Raw genomic sequence first — 18,626 nt, forward strand, 5'->3', positions numbered from 1 at the left:
ACAGGCCCGGCGAGATTTAAACCTGATCCCCCGATCAGGACCGGCGGGAGGACACCGGCAATCTCTTCATAGCAAGACGGATGCCAGTCCCGAAACGGGACAGTGACGCTTAACGCCGTAAGTCCTGCGGAACGTCCGTTATGTGTTGCTAATGTGCTACAGCTTATAGGCCGCGCCAGCTTTAAAGTTGCACATGCGGACCTATGAAGCCTTGAAAGGGGGTACCTTGAAGAAGACCTATGAGAAGCCTGTTTTGGCCAGGCGTCAAAAGCTGAGCGTCATCACTGCAACGCCGCCATCTTCCATTCCGACCTGATCTGGCCGGACGCCGAAAAGCCCGCCATCCGGCGGGCTTTCTGATTCTGGATGCACGCGGCGGATTTGAACCCGCTGGATCTTCAGCCGCCCGTTGAAGGCACCAGGCATCCGTCGCCGCATCGCCTTCCGCTGTCGTATCGCCGCGTGCAACGCATGCCGTCATCGGCTATGCCGTCGCCAGCCAATTCCGGCGAACCGAAGGAGCATCCGATGACCAGACCCACCATTCTCAAATTCGGCGCCGTCGAGCATGCCGAGGCCGGCGATCTGCCGGGCTGGATCGTCGTCGAAGGCAGGCCGACCATGCAGACCGCCGTGCAGCATACCACCGAGGACGGCAAGGTGATGTCCGGCACCTGGCGCGCCTCGCCCGGCACCTACCATGCCACCTACACCGACTATGAATTCGTCCACATGATCGCCGGCCGCATCATCATCACGCCCGACGGCGGCGAGCCGGTCGAGGTCGGCCCCGGCGACGCCTTCGTCGTCGAGGCGGATTTCAAGGGCACCTGGAAGATCCTCGAGCCGGTGACCAAGCATTTTGTGGTTGTGGTGGGCTGAGGCGCGGCGCCGGAACTGCTGATCTCCCCCCCTTGTGGGGGAGATGGCCGGCAGGCCAGAGGGGGGCGCATTGAGGCGCCGACGCCCCTCCGGTCGTCATCCTCGGGCTTGACCCGAGGATCCATGCCGTGACCTTCGCCGCGAAGCGCGGCGGTGCAGAATTCTGTCCCCGTTGCAAAGCCTTAGCGTCACGGCATGGATCCTAGGGTCTGCGCGCGTCGCTTCGCTCCTTGCTCCGCCCTAGGATGACGAACGCGTGGGCGTCGTCGCCCTATCTTCCCACCTTCGACATCACCCTTTTCTCCTCCTCCGGCTCCAGCGATCCGCGAAGGGCGTGGCCATATGGTGCTGGTCGCGGAAGGCGAGCTTGCCGTCGAGGAAGGCGTGGCAGGCGGTGGCGCTGCGGAAGCGGTCGGTGAGGTCGACGTAAGCAGCGTCGGGGATGCTGTCGACGATGTCGCGCTCAACCGCCGCCATGGCGTCGTTGGCCGTGTCGCCGCCGCGTCCCGCCATGATGGCTCGGCCGCGCTGGCGGCGATGGTTCGCTGCTGCGGATCGAGGTCGCGCACGGCAAGCCTGGCATTGCCGTGGGCGGCTGCGACGCCGGTGCCGGTCAGGAGGAGGACCGGCACCGGCGCCCGCGCCGCATTGGCCATCAGCCAGCCGTTGCGACGGATCGGGTTCTCGATGAGGCGGCAGGTAAGGGCGGACAGCGCCAGCGTCAGCGCGAGGCAATAGAGCCGCTTGATGGGCGTCAGCTCCGACGCCAGCATGCCGGCATAGACGATGACCGGCCAATGCCACAGATGGATCGAATAGGAGAGCCTGCCGATCCACTGCAAGGGCGACAACGCCAGGGCGGCATTCACCCAATTCCGCTCGGAATCGGGTGAATAGCCGTCCCTGGCGCCGGCCGCTCCCGCCTTGAGCAGAAGGACCGTGCCGGCGACAGGCAGAAGCGCCAGAAAGCCGGGGAAGGAAGCGTCCTCGCTGAAGGTGAGATAAGCGGTCCCGATCATCGTCAGGCCGGCCAGGCTCAACGCCCGCCCCAGCAGCGGACGCGCCTGCAAAAGCCGCGCCGGCGCCATCGATGCGAGGCCGCCGGCGGCAAATTCCCAAGCGCGCAGCGGCGAGAAGTAGAGGGCCCAGGGCTGCGAAACGTTCGTCGGCCAGGCCCAGAGGATGAAGGAGACCAAGCCCGAGATAACGAGGAAGATGTCGACCCCGGCAAAGCTGCCCGGCAGCGCCGCCAGGCCGAAATGGCAGGCCACGACGCCCGCCACGGCCACCGCCCGCAACCCTTCGATATCGGGTCGGAAATCCTGCGCCGATGCTGACACGAATACGAACCTCGTGAATGCTCGTTCGTATCCCGCCTGAGGCAAAGCCTCGGCCCTATGCGCCGCTATCGCAATGCAACAAATCTAACGCAGTGCAACATAAGGGGAGATGGGATCCCGCAATCACGCCTTTTTCAGGAACTCCGTCTTCAGCACCAGGCCCTTGACCTGGCTTGGTGTTGCATTCGATCTCGCCGGGATTGCCGTTGAGGCGGATGTTCTTCACCAGCTGCCGCGCTTGATCGTCTCGGACGTGCCCTTGACCTTGAGGTCCTTGATCAGCGTCACGGAGTCGCCATCCTTCAGCGGCGTGCCGTTGCTGTCTTTCACGATAAGGTCGGTCATGGCGGTCTTTCATCAATTGGATGGCCTGCGCCCGCCTATCGCGCCGGCAATGGCCTGGTCAAGCCGCGCGCTTTCCCCGCGGACCGCAGCCCGTGAGGTCCGCGTAGGAGGCATGCACCGCCGTGCCAGCGGCGCTAAGCCCCCAGCCCTCAGGATGGCTGGGTGGCTGTTGGCCGGGTCGTTCGCCCGCGCATTTCCCGCAATTGGCCTAGAAATGCAGGTCCAGCGGCTGCGGATAGGCCTGGCCCGGATCCCCGGTCTCCGGCGTCTGGCCCGCCAAAGGCACGATGCCGCCGGTTGCCGTCTGATCGAGCGGCGGCCGATGCTTGCCAGTCGTGGCGGCCTTTTTTTCGGTCACCACGATTTTCGTCTTGGCCCCGGCCCCTTGCGTCAGCGCGACCGAAAGGAGAAGCGCCGTCAGCGCGGATAGGACGATCTTCATGGCAGGTTTCCGTTCCTGGCTCTGCGGCCTCCTCATGGCTTGAAGCCAGATGCGTCGAGCAGCGCGACCTGCTTGCCGTCGACATAGAAGCGTATCGCATGCGCGTCGTTGTCGATGTCGATGCGGGTGGGCGACGCTCCTTGCGTGGCGGGCGTTGCCTTGACGTATTTCGACTGGAATTCCCCCTGCGGCGCGTTGATGAACAGCAGCGCCAGCGCTATGCATCCTGAAACAAACAAGATGAAGGTGAGTGTCGAAGAAGTGGTCGAGGTCATCTGAACATTCCTTCCGGATGAGGTGGCAATACGGTTTGCTCGTCGCCGGCTTTGGCCGGGATTCGGCGTCGCTCGAAATCGAGCGTGTCACAGCTCTGCGAAGGAAGGGGATGACGTGCTCAAGCCCACATTCAGCGCGTTTATCATGACGGTCTGCCCCTTGCCCGCAGCGAGCTTAGCGCCGGCTGCCCGGGGGCAAAGGGCGGCCATGTGGAAGGGCGTGGAATTCTGCGGAATTTCCGCGGTATAGGCCTGTGGAAGGTTGGGATGCGGACATCGGGCGCAGGACGAAAGTCCGGCGCGCAGCGTCGCGACCATGCGTATCATCACGAGTCGACGCCGTGCCCGGGGGCGGCCGCGGCCAGGCATGATTCTCGGAAGGGCATGGGGTCCGAGGGGGCGGTTCGGTGGCACAACATATCGCGCAGAAACTGCGGCTGACATCGGCCTTGCTCGGCACTGTGACCCGCAAGGATCTCGCGGCAGCGTTCCGGGGCGTCAACGCCAGGACGGCATTCGATCTCGGCCGCGCCGACAAGTGGCTGCAGGGCAGGGCTCATCCGCGCGAACTCAGCGTCTACGAAGACTGGGCAAAGCTGCTGCGGCTGGAGCAGCCCGGCGCGTGGATCGCCGAAAGCGATCTGCCGAGCTTCACCGCCGCCATCTGCGCCCGTCACGGTGTCGACCGGGTGGCGCTGGAGCGGCACGCCGCGCAGCAGTTCGAGACAGCCTCCGCGCATGACGACCGCGCCCGCAGCATCGCGCTCATCGGCAGCTATGCCTGCTATTCGCGCGCCTGGTCACCCTACTATCGCGGGCAGCTTATCAAGGGCAGCCTGTCGATCGAGGGCGGGCCGGGCGTGCACGGTCTCACTGCCCGTTACCGCGAGGCGTTGCCGACCGGCCAGCTCGTTCTGAGCGGGCCGGTGACGCCGGCAAAGCGCGGCCTGTACATCCATGTCAGGGAGGCCGGCGGCGATGCCCAGTTCTTCTTCAGCCTGTTCCCTCAGTCGCAGCCGGGCAGCGTGCTGGGCGGCTATATGTGCGGTACGGCCATCATCGGCCCCGAGGCGCAGCCCTCGTTCACCAGGATCATCATGGTGCGCCTGCGCGACCCGGTGCCCGGCACCTCAGAATGGGGCGGATATCTGCTGCCGCAGGGGTCGCTCGCCACCGATCTGGCGGCGCTCGGCATCGCCATCGAGCATCCAGAGGCGGTTGACCGGCTGCTGGGACGATTCCTCGGTGCAGACGGCGAGGGTGACGTCGGCCAGATTCCGCCGGCCGAATTCCGCGCCATCCTCGATGTCTTCGACCGCCGTTGGCTGCAGCATGCCGGCTAATTGTCCTGTGTCATTCCCGGCGCGCAAGCGCGATCGGTTACGTTGGAAGCAGCGGCAGAACTGGAATCCGGGACCGGCCAGGAGCGGGCGGTACACTGCATGTGCCCGCCCGTCCGGCGCCGCCGCCAAGCTGCTGAAACCCCGTCCGTCCCCAACAGCAACGGTCATGGCGTGACCAGTGCTTGCGGAGTGCCATTGGCGCGGTGCCCTGTCAACGCCGTCGCCGAGGGCTCAAGAAGCGCCTTTTTAGCCGCCCTTTTCGCGCTCGAAGCACGCTCGGCAGTCAGGCTGGGGCCACGGCGAAGAGCCATGAAATGGCGGAATTCCGGGCATTTCCGATGTCCAGCATACCGCGCCGCACATATATGCGTATCCGCTTGAATAAGCTGATTTTTCGCCAGACGGACTGTCCCTTCGATCCCGACTTTTTTTGGGTGCATTTCGCAGCGCGGCATCGGGCCACCGGCAGCGGCCGATTTTCCCTTGAAGCGGCATCGGAGGCTCTGTGAGCCATTTCATGATGTTCTCATGAAATGCATGGTAGAGTATGGCGCAAGCGAAGGGGGAAGTTGCGATGGCCAATCGGTTGTTCGAGATCCTTGCCAGACGGCGCGGGTGGCTGGACCGGGTCGCGTTGGGGCTGCTTGTCTTCCTGGCGACCCTGGTCGCCGCGCTGATGGGCGGCGCCAGCGCCTAAAGCAATTCCGGCAAACGGATCGACTATTCTCTGTCCGATCGCTTTGAATTCGAAGGTCGCGGGCCTGAGCCGCACCGGCCGTGATTCACCTCTCGCCGCTCAGTCCTGCAAAAGAGGAGATGCGCCGTAGCCGCGCAGGCCGGTTCCGTTGCAGGCCTGGCAGGAAACCCGTTGTCCGGGGCACTGTCGCGCAACGTGCCCGAGGGACAGCATGAGCTTTTCGACGCCACCTGCTTTTCACACTCGAACACCTTGCCGGCGCCCAGGCACCGGGGGCACGCGAACTTCCTGAATTCGCCCAAGCGAGCCTCCGGCTGTTGCAAAAGCGCCCGGCAACGCGCTGACCATGCCATGGGTTCCATGAACGGCACGGTTTTTCTTGCGCGCAGTATACGTTAGTAAAGGCTAACGTTAACGAAGTGCCTCCCGCGGCGCATCGTTGGTTCCTCGCCGCGTCAATCCCTTTCAAGGGCCGGGATTACGCGCCCCGCCGCACACCTCCTTCACCAGCCCCCGCAGCCACCGATGCGCCGGATCGGCATCGAGCCTCGGATGCCACAACAGCGAGATCGTCAGCGGGGCAAGTTTGACCGGCAGTGAAAAGGTGAACAGGCCCTCGCGCAGCGTGCCCGTATAGCGCTCCGGCACCGTGGCGATGAGGTCCGAGCCCCGCGCCAGCGCCAGCGCCTCGGCGAAGCCGCCGACCACGGTCGCGATCGTTCGCGTCAGCCCCGCGAGGTCCAGCGCGTCGTCTACCGGGCCGCGATCGAGCCCGCGCCGCGAGATCAATATGTGGCGTCCGGCCGCGAAGCGGGCGGCGGTGACGCGGCCTTCGCTCAAAGGATGGCCGGCCCGCGCGACGCCGACGAAGCGGTCGCGGAACAGCGCCCGCGAGCGCACCTCCGGCCCGGTCGTGGTGCCGATCACGCCGGTCTCCAGATCGACCGCGCCCTCGCGCATCGGTCCGCTGTCCTTGTCGGGCTTGGGCACGAAGCGCAATTGCACGCCCGGCGCTTCCCGCGACGCGCGGGCCAGCAGCGCCGGGCCGAAATTCTCGACGAAGCCGTCGCTGTTGCGCAGCGTGAAGCTGCGGTTGAGCCGGGCGAGGTCGAGCCGCTCGGCGGGCCGCAGCATCGCTTCCGCCTCCTTGACCAGCCGGCCGACTTCCGCGCCGAGCTCCGCGGCGCGCGGCGTCGGCACCAGGCCTCGCCCTGCGCGCACCAGAAGCGGATCGCCCGTCGCCTCGCGCAGCCTCGCCAGTGCCCGGCTCATCGCCGAAGGACTGAGCTTCAGCCGCCGCGCCGCCTTGGCGACGCTGCCTTCGGCAAGCAGCACATCCAGCGTGACGAGCAGGTTGAGATCGGGTCGCGACATAAGCGCAACCATAGCATGGTTGTCGCTCGATGACATGGCGTTTCGTGCACTGATCAAGTGCAAATGCTGCGTGTTCCGCCATATCGGCTGGACGCCTATCTTCCCGGCGCGTTTCACCCGACGGAGAAGACATCATGGCCGATATTGCCGAGACCCGCGCCGCGCCCGTAAGCCATTCAACGGCGGGCGCGCTGGCCAGCCTGTCTCTGGCCATGCTGGTCTCCTCGCTCGCCACCAGCATCGCCAATGTCGCGCTGCCGACGTTGAGCGTGGTCTTCGCCGCCTCCTTTCCGGCGGTGCAATGGGTGGTGCTCGCCTATCTGCTGGCCATCACCGCGCTGATCGTCAGCGTCGGGCGCCTCGGCGATCTCGTCGGCCGCCGGCTGCTGCTGATCGCCGGCCTGGCGCTGTTCAGCGCCGCCTCGTTTGCCGCCGCGCTTGCCCCGTCACTGGCGCTGCTGATCGCCGCGCGCGCCGTGCAGGGGTTGGGCGCGGCGGTGATGATGGCGCTGACAATAGCCATCGTCGGCGAGACGGTGCCGAAGGAGCGCACCGGCAGCGCCATGGGCTTGCTCGGCACCATGTCGGCGATCGGCACGGCGCTCGGCCCCTCGCTCGGCGGCGTGCTGATCGCCGCGCTCGGCTGGCGCTCGATCTTCCTCGTCAATGCCGCGCTGGGCGGCGTCGCGCTGCTCGCGGCCTGGCGCTTCCTTCCAGCGGCAAGCATCCCGCGCCAGGCGGGGGGCGCGAAGGCCCGCTTCGATGTGCCGGGCACGCTGCTGCTCGCCGCCACGCTCGGCGCCTATGCAATGGCCATGACCATCGGGCGCGGCCATTTCGGCGGCCTCAACGCGGCGCTGCTCGGCGCGGCCACGGCCGGCGCGGCGCTGTTCGTCGTCGCCGAAGCCAGGGTGGCGTCGCCCCTGGTCAAGCTCGCGCTGCTGCGCGACAGGGTGCTGGCGCCGAGCCTCGCCATGAACGCGCTGGTCTCGACGGTGATGATGGCCACCCTGGTCGTCGGCCCGTTCTTCCTGTCGCGCGCGCTGGGCCTGAGCGAAGCGGCGACCGGAGCCGTGCTGTCGATCGGCCCCGTGGTCTCGGCGGTCTGCGGCGTCATTGCCGGGCGTATCGTCGATCGGCTGGGGGCGGCCGCGATGGTCGTCGCCGGCCTGGCGCTGATGGTCGCCGGCTGCGCCGCGCTCACACCGCTCCCGGGCCTCTTCGGCGTTGCCGGCTACGCGGCGGCGATCGCCGTGCTCACGCCGGGCTACCAACTGTTCCAGGCCGCCAACAATACCGCCGTCATGGCCGATGTCGACAGAAGCGAGCGCGGCGTGGTGTCGGGCATGCTCAGCCTCTCGCGCAATCTCGGCCTCGTCACCGGCACGGCGGTGATGGGCGCGGTGTTCGCCTTCGCCGTGGGGACGAGCGATATCGCGGCGGCGGCCCCGGCGGCCGTCGCGCGCGGAATGGCGATGACCTTTGCGGTGGCTGCGGGGTTGGTCGTCGTCGCGGTTGCAATTGCGGTTGCCAGCGGTCGGAGGGAGCGCTGCAGCGCCTGATTTCCGGAGCCCAGCCTGCGCTGTGACACAAGGATGCGGACGCGAGGCGATGCCCGGCGGGAAGGAAAGGGAGACTCCGTTAACAAATGCAAATGTCAGAGCTGAGAAGTGTGCGCAGTCTCACTCAGGCCAACGCATGGATGGTCTATAACGTCTAGACGGGCAGGGCGGGGCAGCGCTTCCGCGGACTGTCGAGTGGGCGTGGCGGGGAGGTCGAGCGATGCATGAAACATGGTGGCAGCGGCAGGAAGCTCAGCCTCTGATTCCTGAGCGTGAACTTCGCTTTATGATGAAACTCGGGCGTGTGGAGCGCGACGAGGCGATGAGATTGCTGGGGCGATACCGTGGGGACCGCGAGGCGGTATATGCCGAGTTGAGAAGGCGCGATATGATCAGGGCACGCAACACGCCGCCTCACTGATCACTGTCCCTCGGGAAGTTACAGCCCGAGCGTCCAGCCGGCCGCAGTTTCAGGTCTCCTGTTTGGCCGGAATGGCGCAACGAAGACGGCCGGCCGATGCGTGATCTCGACGAATGCGGCCGCGGCGGTCTCGACGGCATCGGCTGAATGGTCGACCCTGTCGAAGCGCTTCACCACGCGCTCATGCAGCATCGACAGCCTTGCGGCCCGGTGGAGATCGGCGCGCTTCTCGCCGTGCATATCGAGCGGGGCGAACATGACCATCCCCAAAAACGGCGGTGCCCGGCATTTTGTTCCGATCGGCCCGCGTGACAAAGCTACGCCGGGACGGCTTCCTGGAGGCTTCCGCGATCGCGTAATTTCGCCGCCGCCTGAGAGGCCTATCTTTGCCTGGCGGCGGTGCCCATTCCGCCTTCGGCCGGTGCCTCAGCTAGCCCAACGAACCCCCACCCACTGCGGCGCCGGCCTCATCTCTCGCGCCGTTTAACGCCTCTGACGCCGCCAGGCGCCCGGCCTCGATCTCCAGTGCCATCAGCTTGGATTTGATCTCATGCGGCTCGGCATGTTCGAGCCCGACCACGTCGTTGCGCGTCTGCTTCAGCGCAATGACGATCTCGTCGAGCTTGGCGTGGATGGCGGCGGTGTCCCGGTAGCCCTGGATGAGGACCACCCCGGTGATGATGATGGCCGCCACGGACAGGGCATAGGTCACCACGCCTGTAAGCCCGAGCGGCACCAGCAGCGTGCAGGCGGCCATTGGCGGCAAGCATCGCGTAGAAGCCGGGCGGGCGCGACAGGAAATCGGCGATGCGGAAGAGCAGGCGGTTCATCGTCCGACTATCCGAGCAGCATGCCGGCTACCAGCACGGTGAGCAGCACCGATGCCGGCACCGCCAGAAGCCAGCGCGCCTCCAGAACACTGTTGCGATCGTCGTCCATGTTCATTGCTCCTCTTGGCGGGCGCCCTGCCGCGAATTCCCCGCCGGCAAACGAGGCTGGGAAGCTTTCGTTCCCCAATCCGGCGACGGTCGCAAAGCGATGTCGGACTGAGGTCGGACGGGCGTGCGAAGAGGACCGAGCGCCGCAACCAAAGCCAGGGCTTCGCATTGGCACGCGCGCCGATTTTTCGCGCGTCGCCGATAGGGGAGCACACATGAGCCTTGATAGACCGACAGATGATTTAGACGACCAACCCTACGAGCCGGCGTTCTTCGCCGCCAAATACGGCCTGCCGCCGCGGCTCGCCAAACGATGATCGAGGCCAACGGCCCCGGGCGGCGCGCCTGCGACGCGGCCGCCACGACCTACCTGCGCTACATGGCGCTCCGGCGTCGGCGCGAAAGCTGAGCCTGCCACCGGCTGTGCTTTCCGCCTGGCGCGGTCCCATTGCGGATGCAACCCGGGCGGGAACCAAAGCGGCGGGCGGCGGTTTACCCGGCGAAGGGATGAATTCAGGAATTAGGAAAAGAGCAATGAAAACAGTGCTTCTTGCTGCCCTGGCGCTCTGTGTCGCAGCGCCCGCCGTCGCCTCCGCGGCCGAGGCCGATGTCGTCATCAGGACGCATAACAGGCATCACTATCACCACCGCCCGGCGGTCGTCATCAACGACGAGGGCCACCGTCTTCACCACCGCCACCACGGCACGGTCGCCTTTTACGACAATGGCAAGCGCGCCTGGCGTCACCGCCACCACCGCCGCGACGACACCGTGATCGTCACGGGTTCGATCGGCCACCGGCACCATCACCGTCCGGTCGTGGTCGAGAGCGACTCCGACTATTGACGCAACGCGGCCGGGTTGTGCGCAGCGAAGCACGGGCCGGCCGCGTTGTTTCCCGATTTTATTCCTAGCGCAGGCCTCCCGCGGCGCCGGATCGTCCGAGTAGGGCTGGCCGCCTTGTGATTTCGCTCGAGCGGCCTTGCGAGGCAAGATGGCGCGTTGCGCCTCAACTCCCCATTGGACTTCGCGGCGACACAACCCATATTTGAGCCATGGAGCGTTGAGCGTGAGCATCGCGCGAGTGGCCTTCTTCGCCGCCGCTCTTTTGGGCGCGGCCGCCGTTTCTGCCTTCTCCTCCGCCGGGAGCGGGAAGGTTGCGTTGAGCATCGCCGTCGACGGCGCCATTGGGCCGGCAAGCACCAGGCAACTCGAGGAGGCGCTCGACACCGCCGCCAGGCGCGATGCCGCGGTCCTCATCCTTCAGCTCGATACGCCGGGCGGCCTCGTCACCTCGATGCGCGAGATGATCGCCGACATCCTGGCCTCGCCTGTGCCCGTCATCGGTTATGTCGCGCCCTCCGGCGGCCACGCGGCCAGCGCCGGCACCTACATCCTCTACGCCACCCACGTCGCGGCGATGGCGCCCGGCACCAATCTCGGCGCCGCGACGCCGGTCGAGCTCGGCGGCCTGCCGTCGCTTCCAGGCGGCGAGAAGGACAAGGACCAGAAGGACGCAACCGGGCAGCCGGCCGGCGACGCGATGATGGCCAAGGTGACCAATGACGCGGTGGCGCTCATCCGCTCGCTCGCCGAGATGCGCGGGCGCAACGGCGACTGGGGCGAGAAGGCGGTGCGCGAGGCGGCGAGCCTGTCGGCCAACGCCGCGCTGCAGGAACATGTCATCGACTTCGTCGCCCGCGACACCACCGAGCTTCTGGAGCTTGCCGACGGGCGCACCGTCGAGGTGGCCGGCAGGAAAGAGGTGCTGGCGACCAAAGGGCTGCCGGTCGAGACGCTGGAGCCCGGCTGGTTCATCCGGCTGCTGGCCGTCATCACCGACCCGAACACGGCAGTCATCCTGATGCTGGTCGGCGTTTACGGCATCGTCTTCGAGTTCACCAGCCCCGGCGCCGTGGCGCCGGGCGTCATCGGCACCATCTGCCTGGTGCTCGGGCTCTACGCGCTGAACCTCCTGCCGATCAACTATACCGGTCTCGCCCTGATGCTGCTCGGCGTCGCCTTCCTGATCGTCGAGGCCTTCAACCCAACCGTCGTGCTGGGGCTGGGCGGCGTCGCCGCCTTCCTGCTGGGCTCCGCCATGCTGCTCAAGGTCGAAGGGCCGGGCTTTGCCATGTCGTGGGCGGTGATCGGCCCGGCCGCCGCGCTGACGCTCGGCCTGGCCTTGCTCACCGGCACCTATGTCTGGGCGGCGCGCAAGAATCCGCCGCGCGTCGGCGGCGAGGCCATGCGCGGCCTTCCCGTCGAGATTCTCGACTGGCAGGGCGGCGAGGGGCATGTGCTGGCTTTGGGCGAGCGCTGGCGGGCGAAGGCAGGCGAGCCCATGCAGCCCGGCGACCGTGTCGAGGTGATCGATGTCAGCGACCTCGTGCTGACGGTGCGGCGTCGCGATGCAGGCAACAACGGAGCAATAAAATGATGGTCGGTTACGTGGCCTATCTCATCATTGCCGTGGCCGCGATCATTTTCCTGGCGGCGGCAATCCGCATCCTCAGGGAATATGAGCGCGGCGTGGTCTTCACGCTCGGCCGCTTCACCGGCGTCAAGGGCCCCGGCCTGATCATCCTCGTCCCCTTCGTCCAGCAGATGGTGCGGGTCGACCTGCGCGTGGTGGTGCAGGATGTGCCGCCGCAGGATGTCATCTCGCGCGACAATGTCTCGGTCAAGGTCAATGCCGTGCTCTATTTCCGCATCGTCGACGCCGAGCGGGCGATCATCCAGGTCGAGGATTTCATGGCCGCCACCAACCAGCTGGCGCAGACCACGCTGCGCTCGGTGCTCGGCAAGCATGAGCTCGACGAGATGCTGGCCGAGCGCGACAAGCTCAACAGCGACATCCAGGAGATACTCGACCAGCGCACCGATGCCTGGGGCATCAAGGTTTCCAATGTCGAGATCAAGCATGTCGACCTCAATGAGAGCATGATCCGCGCCATCGCCAAGCAGGCCGAGGCCGAGCGGCTGCGCCGCGCCAAGGTGATCAACGCCGACGGCGAGCAGCAGGCGGCGGCGAAGCTGGTCGAGGCCGGCCGCATGCTGGCAACCGAGCCGCAGGCCATGCAGTTGCGCTATTTCGAGGCCCTGCACGACATCGCCGGTGAGCGTTCGTCGACGGTGGTGTTCCCCCTGCCGGTGGAACTGCTCGGGCAGTTCATGAAGGCGCATGGCAAGTGAGGCCCTGACCCTGCTCCTTCCCATCGTGTGGGGGAGGGGCTTCGCCAAGGGGAAGCCGCGTTCGCGGCGCAACCGGGGAACCGCCTTGGGTGGCGGCCTTAACCCGGAAACAACTTTTCAGGTGCTTTTAATGACCCGATCGGAGGTCGGTCGGCGTCATGTGGCAACACCTTACGGCAAATCTGGCTGCGGTGGCGCTGTTCGTTTCCGGCTGGAACTACGTGCAGCCCTGGCTTGAGGGGCGCTCGCAAAAGTTCAGGCTGCTTGTCTTCGGCTGCATCATGGGCTGGGGCGCGCTGGCCTCCATGCTGTTGACCGTCGAGATTCGGCCGGGCGTCCTGCTGGATCTCAGGACGTCGCTGGTTGCGACGGCCGGCCTGTTCGCCGGCCTGCCGGGCGCATTGGTGGCCGCCGCCTTTCCGCTGGGATACCGCATCGCCATCGGCGGCCAAGGCCTCACTGCCGGACTGGTCGGCATTGCGGTGGCGTTCGCCGCCGGCGTTCTTGCCAACCGCATCATCGGGCGCCGCCAGACGCGCACCTGGCAAGTGCTGGTGTTTGCGGTCTGCGTTGGCCTGTCCGGGCTGGTACCGATCTCGATCCTGCCGCAGACGGCCGTCCCCGTTATCGACGCGCGCCTCGTGCTGCCGCTCATCGCGCTCAATATGGCGGCAACCGCCGTGGCCGGCCTCGTCGTGCTGCACACGCAGCTTGTCACCAAGGAGCGCAATCTGCTGCGCGCCGCGGTCGCCCAGGCGCCGGACTTCTACTACGTCAAGAACACGCGCGGCCAGTTCGTCGCCGTGAACCAGTCCGTCGCCGCCTTCCATGGCTACGACCATCCGGTCCAGATGACGGGCAAGACCGACTTCGACATAGCGGACCCTGCTCGCGCCCAGACCCTCTTTGAGCTCGAGCAGCGAATGCTGGAAACGGGCGAGGGGATGGCCGATTTCGAGGAGCAGGTCCCCAATGCGAAGGGCAATCTCCGTTGGTTCTCCACCTCGAAGACGCCCGTGCGCGATGTCGAGGGCAACATCATCGGCCTCGTCGGCGTCACGCGCGACGTCACGGCGCAGAAGCAGCTCGAACAGGCATTGCTCGAAGCCAAGAACCAGCTTTCCTACGCGCTGTCGGAAATGTCGGACGGACTTGCCATGTTCGATGCCGAAGGGATGCTGATCTTCTGCAACGAGCAATACCGGAACTTCTTCCCGCTCACCGGCGACCTGCGCGTTCCCGGCACGAGACTGCGCGACATCCTCGAAGCCGTGACGGTGACCGGCGAGCAGGTGGGCATCCCCAAGGGTCACGAGCGGGAGTGGATAGACAATGTGGTCGGCGCGCTGCGCACGCCGGGCGAGCAGCAGATCAAGCTGTTCGACGGCCGCTGGCTGATGTTGCGGACACGGCCAACAGAGGCGGGCCTGGCGCTTGTGGTCGTCTCCGACATCACCGAGATCAAGAGCACCGAGGGAGAGCTGACCACGCTCAGCAACCAGCTGGCGCAGCTTGCCAACACCGATCCGCTGCTTGGCGTCGGCAACCGCCGCGCCTTCGATCAGAAGCTGGCCGGTGTCGTTGCGGAGGCAAGCCAGTCCGACCGGGAATTCGCGCTGCTGTTGATCGATGTCGACTCCTTCAAGGCCTATAACGACCGTTACGGTCACCTCGCCGGAGACGAGTGCCTGCGCCAGATCGCCGATTGCCTGCGCCAGCGCACGCGCTCGGCCGATTTCGTGGCGCGTTATGGCGGCGAGGAGTTCGCGGTCATCCTGTCGGAGGCCTCGGCCGCCGGCGCGATCCGCGTGGCCAACGATTTGCGCGCCGCGGTGCGCGAGCGGGCGCTGAAACATGATCGCAGCGAGCACAAGATCGTCACCATCAGCATCGGCATCGCCATCAGCGGCCCGACCGCCCGCCACAATCCGACGAGCCTGCTTCTTCAGGCGGACAAGGCGCTCTACGCCGCCAAGGCAGGCGGACGCGATGCCACGCGGCTGGCCGAGCCGGACGTCGGTTTCCAGCCGATCCCGCTTCCACGCAAGGCGTGACCAAGCGCGGCGAGAAAGGCCTCGAACAGGCGTCAATCGGCCTCGCCGCCCGAACCCTTGCCGCACTCGGCCAGCACCTTGCCGATCGCAGCACCTGAGCCTTTCAGCGGAAACGTCGTCGCGCCATACTTGTCGGCGCTGACCGTCACCTCGCCCTTGCCGCGCAGCAGCGAAAGCAACGGGTCGGCGGGGCCGGAGAGCTCGGTGGTGAAGTAGTTGTACATCGCCTCCAGCTCGAGCTTCTCCGTCAGGCTCTTGTCGCCAGCCTTGAAGGTGAAGGAGCCGCTGATGCCGGGCTCCAGCTGTCCGCCCGCGGCGCCGAGATCGTAGCTCAGCACCGGCTTGCCGAAACAGGCGAGCATCAGATGCGCATCGCCCTTCGGCCCGCCGCAGACCGAGGCCATCATCACCCTGCCGCCCTCGTCCTCCTCCATCCTGGCGGACCAGGAGCAGGACGCGGCATGAGCGGGCAGGGTGGTGAGCAGTGCCAGGATGAGTGTTGCCAGCCCGCGTTTCATGATCGCTCCCCCTAGTGATGCGGTGGATCATACAGGGATTGGCGACAACGGGCGAGCGCGCAATCTCCCACCCTTTCGTTTCGTCATGTATGGACGGCCCCTCTTGCCCAAGAGGCGCCGTCCATACATGACGAAGGATAGGCTGGCGCTAGATCGACTTCTCCAGCGTAGTCGGCAGATCCGTCACTCTTTCCCCCGCGGCATGGAACACCGTAAGGCAATCGCAGGCGCGATGCCGACGATCGCCAGTTCCCCACGCCCTTGCCGCCACGACGTGGGTTTGCAATCACCGGGCCTTGGCCGGCTGGAACAATTCCACCAGATTGCCGGAAGGATCGACAAGCAGGATTTGCGAGCCGCCAGGCCCGGTCACAATTTCATTGCGGAAGCTGAGGCCCGCCGACCGCAGCCGGCCAACCTCGGCCGCAAGATCCTCGACGATCAGGTGGATGCGGTTCCAGCCGCCTGGGCCAGGCCGCTCGCCATCCGGCATCGGCCTGCCCGCCGAACTGGTCGGACCGCTGAGGAGCAGCCGAAGCGCTCCCCTCGAGACATCCGCGAAGGCCGGCGCCTGGTTCGAAAGCTGCGTGAAGCCCAGATGTTTCGTGTACCAGGTGAGGGCCTCTTCGACATCGTTGACCATGTAGCGGACATTTACAGTCGTGGACATTAGCGTTGCCTCTTGCGTGAGCGGGTGAGCAGTTTAGCCGGCATGTCGCCAGGCTCCTAATTTTTGTTCATGGTCCCTGAATGCCTTGATCACCCGCTCAGGACTTCCGCCGACATCTCGGAGGTTGCCTTCTCATCGCCGCCAGGGCGGCTCGGGCGAAAATCGCTTGCCGATCCAGTCGGCGAAGGCGCGGGTCTTGGCGGCCTGGCCTTTGGCTGAGGGCGTGACGACATAAACCGCGCCCTCGTCGGCCAGCGTCCAGTCCTCCAGGATCGGCACCAGCCGGCCGTCGGCAATCTCGCGTCCGACCAGCCAGTCCGTGCTCATCATCAGCCCGACGCCTTGCACGGCGGCCTCGACCAGCACCTCGGCGTCGTCGCTGACCAGTGGCCCGGAAACCTCGACGCGCGCGCGCCGGCCCTCACGGTCGGTCATCTCCCAGACCGGAAAGGTCTGGAAGCCGGTGAAGCCGAGGCAGGGATGTTCGAGCAGCGCCTGCGGCGTCTGAGGCATGCCCCTTCGAGCAAGGTAGGACGGGGCGGCGCAGAGCAGCCGGCGCCGCGTCGCCACCTTGCGCGCCACCAGGCGTGAATCCTCGAGGCTGCCCAGCCGCACGGCGACGTCGAAATTCTCGGCGACGAGATCGGCGAAGCGGTTGGAGAATTCGGCCTCGATGCGCAGATCCGGGAATTCGGCGAGGAACTGCGGCAGGAACGGGGCTATCCACATGCGCCCGAACGTGCCGGGCAGCGCCAGCCTGAGCAGCCCGCGCGGCCGGCCGCCGGCATGGGCGGAGGCGGCGGCTTCGGCCTCGTCGACAGAAGCCAGGATGGCGCGCACGCGGACCAGGAATTCCGCGCCCGCCTCGGTCAGCGACACGCTGCGCGTCGTGCGGTGGAGCAGCCGTACCCCCAGCCGCTCTTCCAGCGATTGCAGCCGGCGCGACAGGATGGTCGCGTCGCGCCCGACCCTCGCCGCCGCCCGGGTGAAGGAATGCGCCTCGGCGACGGCCGCGAAGGCGGCCATTTCGGCAAGGGCGGCGGGCTCGTGGGATTGTTGCATGATTTGCAATACTCAAATGCAAAAGACGACAATTATCGAGGCATAGCGCAGCAGATAGCTTCACTCAACCGTCAATCGGCCCCACGGAGTGAACCCATGAAAGCCATCGAACTCACCCAGCCCAGGCTCGACGCCTTCCGCGCCGCCAGCGTCGCCACGCCCGAACCGCAGCGCGGCGAAGTGCTGATCCGCCAGCGCGCGGCGAGCCTGAATTTCGTCGACGTCGCCGTGGCGAGCGGCAACTATCCCGGGCCGGTTTTCCCGCTCATACCCGTCGCCGACGGCGCCGGCGAGATCGTCGCGCTCGGCGAGGGCGTGACCACCTTTGCCGTTGGCGACCGCGTCGTCGCCCATGCCAAGCCGCGCTGGATCGGCGGCCGGCCGCGTCCTTACGAGATGAGGCAGATGCGCGGCATCTCGCTGCCCGGATCGCTCGCCGAATATGTTGCGCTCCCGGCCAATTCCGTCGTGCCGGTCCCGGCGCATCTCTCCTTCGAGGCGGCCTCGACGCTGCCCATCGCCGGCACCACCGCCTGGAACGCGATCCGCGCCGCTGATGTCGGACCGGGCTCCGTCGTCGTGCTGCTCGGCACCGGCGGCGTCTCGATCTTCACGCTGCAGCTCGCCAAGGCGGCCGGCGCCACCGTGATCATCACCTCGTCCTCGGACGAGAAGCTGGAGCGGGCCAAGGCGCTCGGCGCCGATCACCTGATCAATTACCGCTCGACGCCGGACTGGGACGACAAGGTGCTGGACTTGACCGACGGCTTCGGCGCCGACCTCGTCGTCGAGACAGGCGGCGCCGCCACCTTCGCCCGGGCGGTCAACGCCACCGCGCCCGGCGGCACGCTGTTCACCATCGGCTTCGTCACCGGCGCCGAGGCGACGGTCAACCTGCTGCCGATCATCATCAAGGCGCTGAAGGTGGTGGGCAACAACACCGGATCGGTGTCCGACCTCAAGGACGCGGCGCGGGCCATCGGCGCCGCCGGCATCGAGCCGGTCGTCGACAAGGTGTTCTCACAGAACGAGGTGACCGAAGCCTATACCCACATGGCAGCCGGCGGCCTGCATTTCGGCAAGCTGGTGTTCGGGCTGGATTGGTAGGAAGGACAGACGTCGGAGATTGGCGAAAGCCGTGGCGACGGCCGATCTCCCCCCTAGTGGGGGAGATGTCCGGCAGGACAGAGGGGGGCGCGAAGGAACGCCGACCTATGCCTCGTCATTCTAGGGCGAAGCAAGGAGCGAAGCGACGCGCGCAGACCCTAGAATCCATGCCGATACCTTGGTCAAGAAATGCAACGGTCCGGAATAGTCGCCGTCAGCAGCGTCAACTGAGAGAAATCGCTGAAGCGCCGGTCGCGCCAACGGCACGGGTGATCGAGAAGACCAATCCGGAAGGGTGCGAGTTGCTTCACGGGATTGGCCGATGAACGTTCTGGACCGTGGTGGCTCTCAACCGTCACGGCATGGATTCTAGGGTCTGCGCGCGTCGCTTCGCTCCTTGC

18 protein-coding genes and 2 pseudogenes are annotated in these 18,626 nt (G+C 66.3%); 9 read left to right on the forward strand and 11 right to left on the reverse strand.

The genetic code is table 11. The features are described 5' to 3' along the window. Positions 1-264: 264 nt before the first annotated feature. Positions 265-426 (reverse strand): hypothetical protein, encoded by a 162-nt coding sequence (locus tag EJ068_RS32850; protein WP_189342284.1) that lies wholly within the window; start codon positions 424-426, stop codon positions 265-267. A gap of 102 nt (positions 427-528) precedes the next feature. Between EJ068_RS32850 and EJ068_RS28225 the strand changes: the two genes are divergently transcribed. Further along, positions 529-882, forward strand: coding sequence for a cupin domain-containing protein (locus tag EJ068_RS28225; protein WP_127252654.1), 354 nt, complete (start codon positions 529-531; stop codon positions 880-882). A gap of 188 nt (positions 883-1,070) precedes the next feature. Here EJ068_RS28225 and EJ068_RS28230 read toward each other — a convergent pair whose 3' ends face one another. The 4 genes and pseudogenes from EJ068_RS28230 to EJ068_RS28245 form a co-directional block, all read right to left on the reverse strand. Next, on the reverse strand, positions 1,071-2,222 hold the full coding sequence (locus EJ068_RS28230) for an acyltransferase (RefSeq protein WP_245463260.1): 1,152 nt from the start codon (positions 2,220-2,222) through the stop codon (positions 1,071-1,073). A gap of 123 nt (positions 2,223-2,345) precedes the next feature. Further along, a pseudogene (locus EJ068_RS28235) lies at positions 2,346-2,567 on the reverse strand (alkylphosphonate utilization protein). Between the two features lie 208 nt (positions 2,568-2,775). After that, entirely contained in the window at positions 2,776-3,009 is a 234-nt protein-coding gene (locus EJ068_RS28240; RefSeq protein WP_127252655.1) for a hypothetical protein, read from the reverse strand. Between the two features lie 32 nt (positions 3,010-3,041). Further along, positions 3,042-3,284 (reverse strand): hypothetical protein, encoded by a 243-nt coding sequence (locus EJ068_RS28245; RefSeq protein WP_108702863.1) that lies wholly within the window; start codon positions 3,282-3,284, stop codon positions 3,042-3,044. A gap of 407 nt (positions 3,285-3,691) precedes the next feature. Here EJ068_RS28245 and EJ068_RS28250 point away from each other — a divergent pair, with 407 nt between their 5' ends. Both EJ068_RS28250 and EJ068_RS33755 read left to right on the forward strand, forming a co-directional pair. After that, positions 3,692-4,627, forward strand: a complete 936-nt coding sequence (locus EJ068_RS28250; RefSeq protein ID WP_127252656.1) for a hypothetical protein — start codon at positions 3,692-3,694, stop codon at positions 4,625-4,627. A gap of 574 nt (positions 4,628-5,201) precedes the next feature. Continuing rightward, positions 5,202-5,324: a hypothetical protein gene (locus EJ068_RS33755; RefSeq protein WP_281058744.1), complete on the forward strand. Its 123-nt coding sequence runs from the start codon at positions 5,202-5,204 to the stop codon at positions 5,322-5,324. A gap of 465 nt (positions 5,325-5,789) precedes the next feature. Here the strand turns inward: EJ068_RS33755 and EJ068_RS28255 are convergent, their stop codons facing one another. Continuing rightward, the gene (locus EJ068_RS28255) at positions 5,790-6,698 is read right to left on the reverse strand and encodes a LysR family transcriptional regulator (RefSeq protein WP_127252658.1); all 909 of its coding nucleotides are present in this window, start codon (positions 6,696-6,698) and stop codon (positions 5,790-5,792) included. A 134-nt stretch (positions 6,699-6,832) separates the two neighbouring features. Here EJ068_RS28255 and EJ068_RS28260 point away from each other — a divergent pair, with 134 nt between their 5' ends. Next, complete coding sequence (locus EJ068_RS28260) at positions 6,833-8,260, forward strand: MFS transporter (RefSeq protein WP_127386180.1); 1,428 nt, start codon at positions 6,833-6,835, stop codon at positions 8,258-8,260. 439 nt (positions 8,261-8,699) lie between these two features. Here the strand turns inward: EJ068_RS28260 and EJ068_RS28265 are convergent, their stop codons facing one another. Together EJ068_RS28265 and EJ068_RS28270 are read right to left on the reverse strand one after the other, a co-directional pair. Beyond that, entirely contained in the window at positions 8,700-8,939 is a 240-nt protein-coding gene (locus EJ068_RS28265; protein ID WP_126083367.1) for a hypothetical protein, read from the reverse strand. 172 nt (positions 8,940-9,111) lie between these two features. Continuing rightward, positions 9,112-9,511, reverse strand: a pseudogene (locus tag EJ068_RS28270) (low affinity iron permease family protein). A gap of 642 nt (positions 9,512-10,153) precedes the next feature. Here EJ068_RS28270 and EJ068_RS28275 point away from each other — a divergent pair. The 4 genes from EJ068_RS28275 to EJ068_RS28290 all read left to right on the forward strand — a co-directional run bounded on the left by EJ068_RS28275 (position 10,154) and on the right by EJ068_RS28290 (position 14,868). Beyond that, positions 10,154-10,465 (forward strand): hypothetical protein, encoded by a 312-nt coding sequence (locus EJ068_RS28275; RefSeq protein WP_127252395.1) that lies wholly within the window; start codon positions 10,154-10,156, stop codon positions 10,463-10,465. A 223-nt stretch (positions 10,466-10,688) separates the two neighbouring features. Further along, positions 10,689-12,059: a nodulation protein NfeD gene (locus tag EJ068_RS28280; RefSeq protein WP_126083363.1), complete on the forward strand. Its 1,371-nt coding sequence runs from the start codon at positions 10,689-10,691 to the stop codon at positions 12,057-12,059. After that, complete coding sequence (locus tag EJ068_RS28285; protein ID WP_126083362.1) at positions 12,056-12,814, forward strand: slipin family protein; 759 nt, start codon at positions 12,056-12,058, stop codon at positions 12,812-12,814. Before EJ068_RS28280 ends, EJ068_RS28285 begins: the two co-directional genes overlap by 4 nt. Positions 12,815-12,972: 158 nt before the next feature. After that, positions 12,973-14,868 carry a diguanylate cyclase gene (locus EJ068_RS28290; RefSeq protein WP_127252393.1) on the forward strand — a complete coding sequence of 632 codons (1,896 nt, stop codon included), beginning with the start codon at positions 12,973-12,975 and terminating at the stop codon, positions 14,866-14,868. 32 nt (positions 14,869-14,900) lie between these two features. Here the strand turns inward: EJ068_RS28290 and EJ068_RS28295 are convergent, their stop codons facing one another. From EJ068_RS28295 to EJ068_RS28305, 3 genes are all read right to left on the reverse strand, one after another. Next, positions 14,901-15,386: a hypothetical protein gene (locus EJ068_RS28295; RefSeq protein WP_245463261.1), complete on the reverse strand. Its 486-nt coding sequence runs from the start codon at positions 15,384-15,386 to the stop codon at positions 14,901-14,903. 286 nt (positions 15,387-15,672) lie between these two features. Beyond that, positions 15,673-16,056, reverse strand: coding sequence for a VOC family protein (locus EJ068_RS28300; protein ID WP_127252391.1), 384 nt, complete (start codon positions 16,054-16,056; stop codon positions 15,673-15,675). Positions 16,057-16,188: 132 nt separating this feature from the next. After that, complete coding sequence (locus tag EJ068_RS28305; protein WP_127252389.1) at positions 16,189-17,118, reverse strand: LysR family transcriptional regulator; 930 nt, start codon at positions 17,116-17,118, stop codon at positions 16,189-16,191. 96 nt (positions 17,119-17,214) lie between these two features. Between EJ068_RS28305 and EJ068_RS28310 the strand changes: the two genes are divergently transcribed. Then, positions 17,215-18,225: an NAD(P)-dependent alcohol dehydrogenase gene (locus EJ068_RS28310; RefSeq protein ID WP_127252387.1), complete on the forward strand. Its 1,011-nt coding sequence runs from the start codon at positions 17,215-17,217 to the stop codon at positions 18,223-18,225. Positions 18,226-18,626 lie beyond the last annotated feature (401 nt).

Origin of the sequence: Mesorhizobium sp. M2A.F.Ca.ET.043.02.1.1, from assembly GCF_003952405.1 — a bacterium.
In the GTDB taxonomy this organism is placed as follows: Bacteria; Pseudomonadota; Alphaproteobacteria; order Rhizobiales; family Rhizobiaceae; genus Mesorhizobium.

Excerpts from the sequence above, each read along its gene's own strand:
- EJ068_RS33755 (WP_281058744.1), top strand. The coding sequence starts at position 5,202 with ATGGCCAATCGGTTGTTCGAGATCCTTGCCAGACGGCGCGGGTGGCTG.
- EJ068_RS28265 (WP_126083367.1), bottom strand. The coding sequence starts at position 8,939 with ATGTTCGCCCCGCTCGATATGCACGGCGAGAAGCGCGCCGATCTCCAC.
- EJ068_RS28285 (WP_126083362.1), top strand. The coding sequence starts at position 12,056 with ATGATGGTCGGTTACGTGGCCTATCTCATCATTGCCGTGGCCGCGATC.
- EJ068_RS28240 (WP_127252655.1), bottom strand. The coding sequence starts at position 3,009 with ATGAAGATCGTCCTATCCGCGCTGACGGCGCTTCTCCTTTCGGTCGCG.
- EJ068_RS28275 (WP_127252395.1), top strand. The coding sequence starts at position 10,154 with ATGAAAACAGTGCTTCTTGCTGCCCTGGCGCTCTGTGTCGCAGCGCCC.
- EJ068_RS28255 (WP_127252658.1), bottom strand. The coding sequence starts at position 6,698 with ATGTCGCGACCCGATCTCAACCTGCTCGTCACGCTGGATGTGCTGCTT.
- EJ068_RS28305 (WP_127252389.1), bottom strand. The coding sequence starts at position 17,118 with ATGCAACAATCCCACGAGCCCGCCGCCCTTGCCGAAATGGCCGCCTTC.
- EJ068_RS28300 (WP_127252391.1), bottom strand. The coding sequence starts at position 16,056 with ATGTCCACGACTGTAAATGTCCGCTACATGGTCAACGATGTCGAAGAG.
- EJ068_RS28295 (WP_245463261.1), bottom strand. The coding sequence starts at position 15,386 with ATGAAACGCGGGCTGGCAACACTCATCCTGGCACTGCTCACCACCCTG.
- EJ068_RS32850 (WP_189342284.1), bottom strand. The coding sequence starts at position 426 with ATGCCTGGTGCCTTCAACGGGCGGCTGAAGATCCAGCGGGTTCAAATC.
- EJ068_RS28310 (WP_127252387.1), top strand. The coding sequence starts at position 17,215 with ATGAAAGCCATCGAACTCACCCAGCCCAGGCTCGACGCCTTCCGCGCC.
- EJ068_RS28260 (WP_127386180.1), top strand. The coding sequence starts at position 6,833 with ATGGCCGATATTGCCGAGACCCGCGCCGCGCCCGTAAGCCATTCAACG.
- EJ068_RS28290 (WP_127252393.1), top strand. The coding sequence starts at position 12,973 with ATGTGGCAACACCTTACGGCAAATCTGGCTGCGGTGGCGCTGTTCGTT.
- EJ068_RS28245 (WP_108702863.1), bottom strand. The coding sequence starts at position 3,284 with ATGACCTCGACCACTTCTTCGACACTCACCTTCATCTTGTTTGTTTCA.
- EJ068_RS28225 (WP_127252654.1), top strand. The coding sequence starts at position 529 with ATGACCAGACCCACCATTCTCAAATTCGGCGCCGTCGAGCATGCCGAG.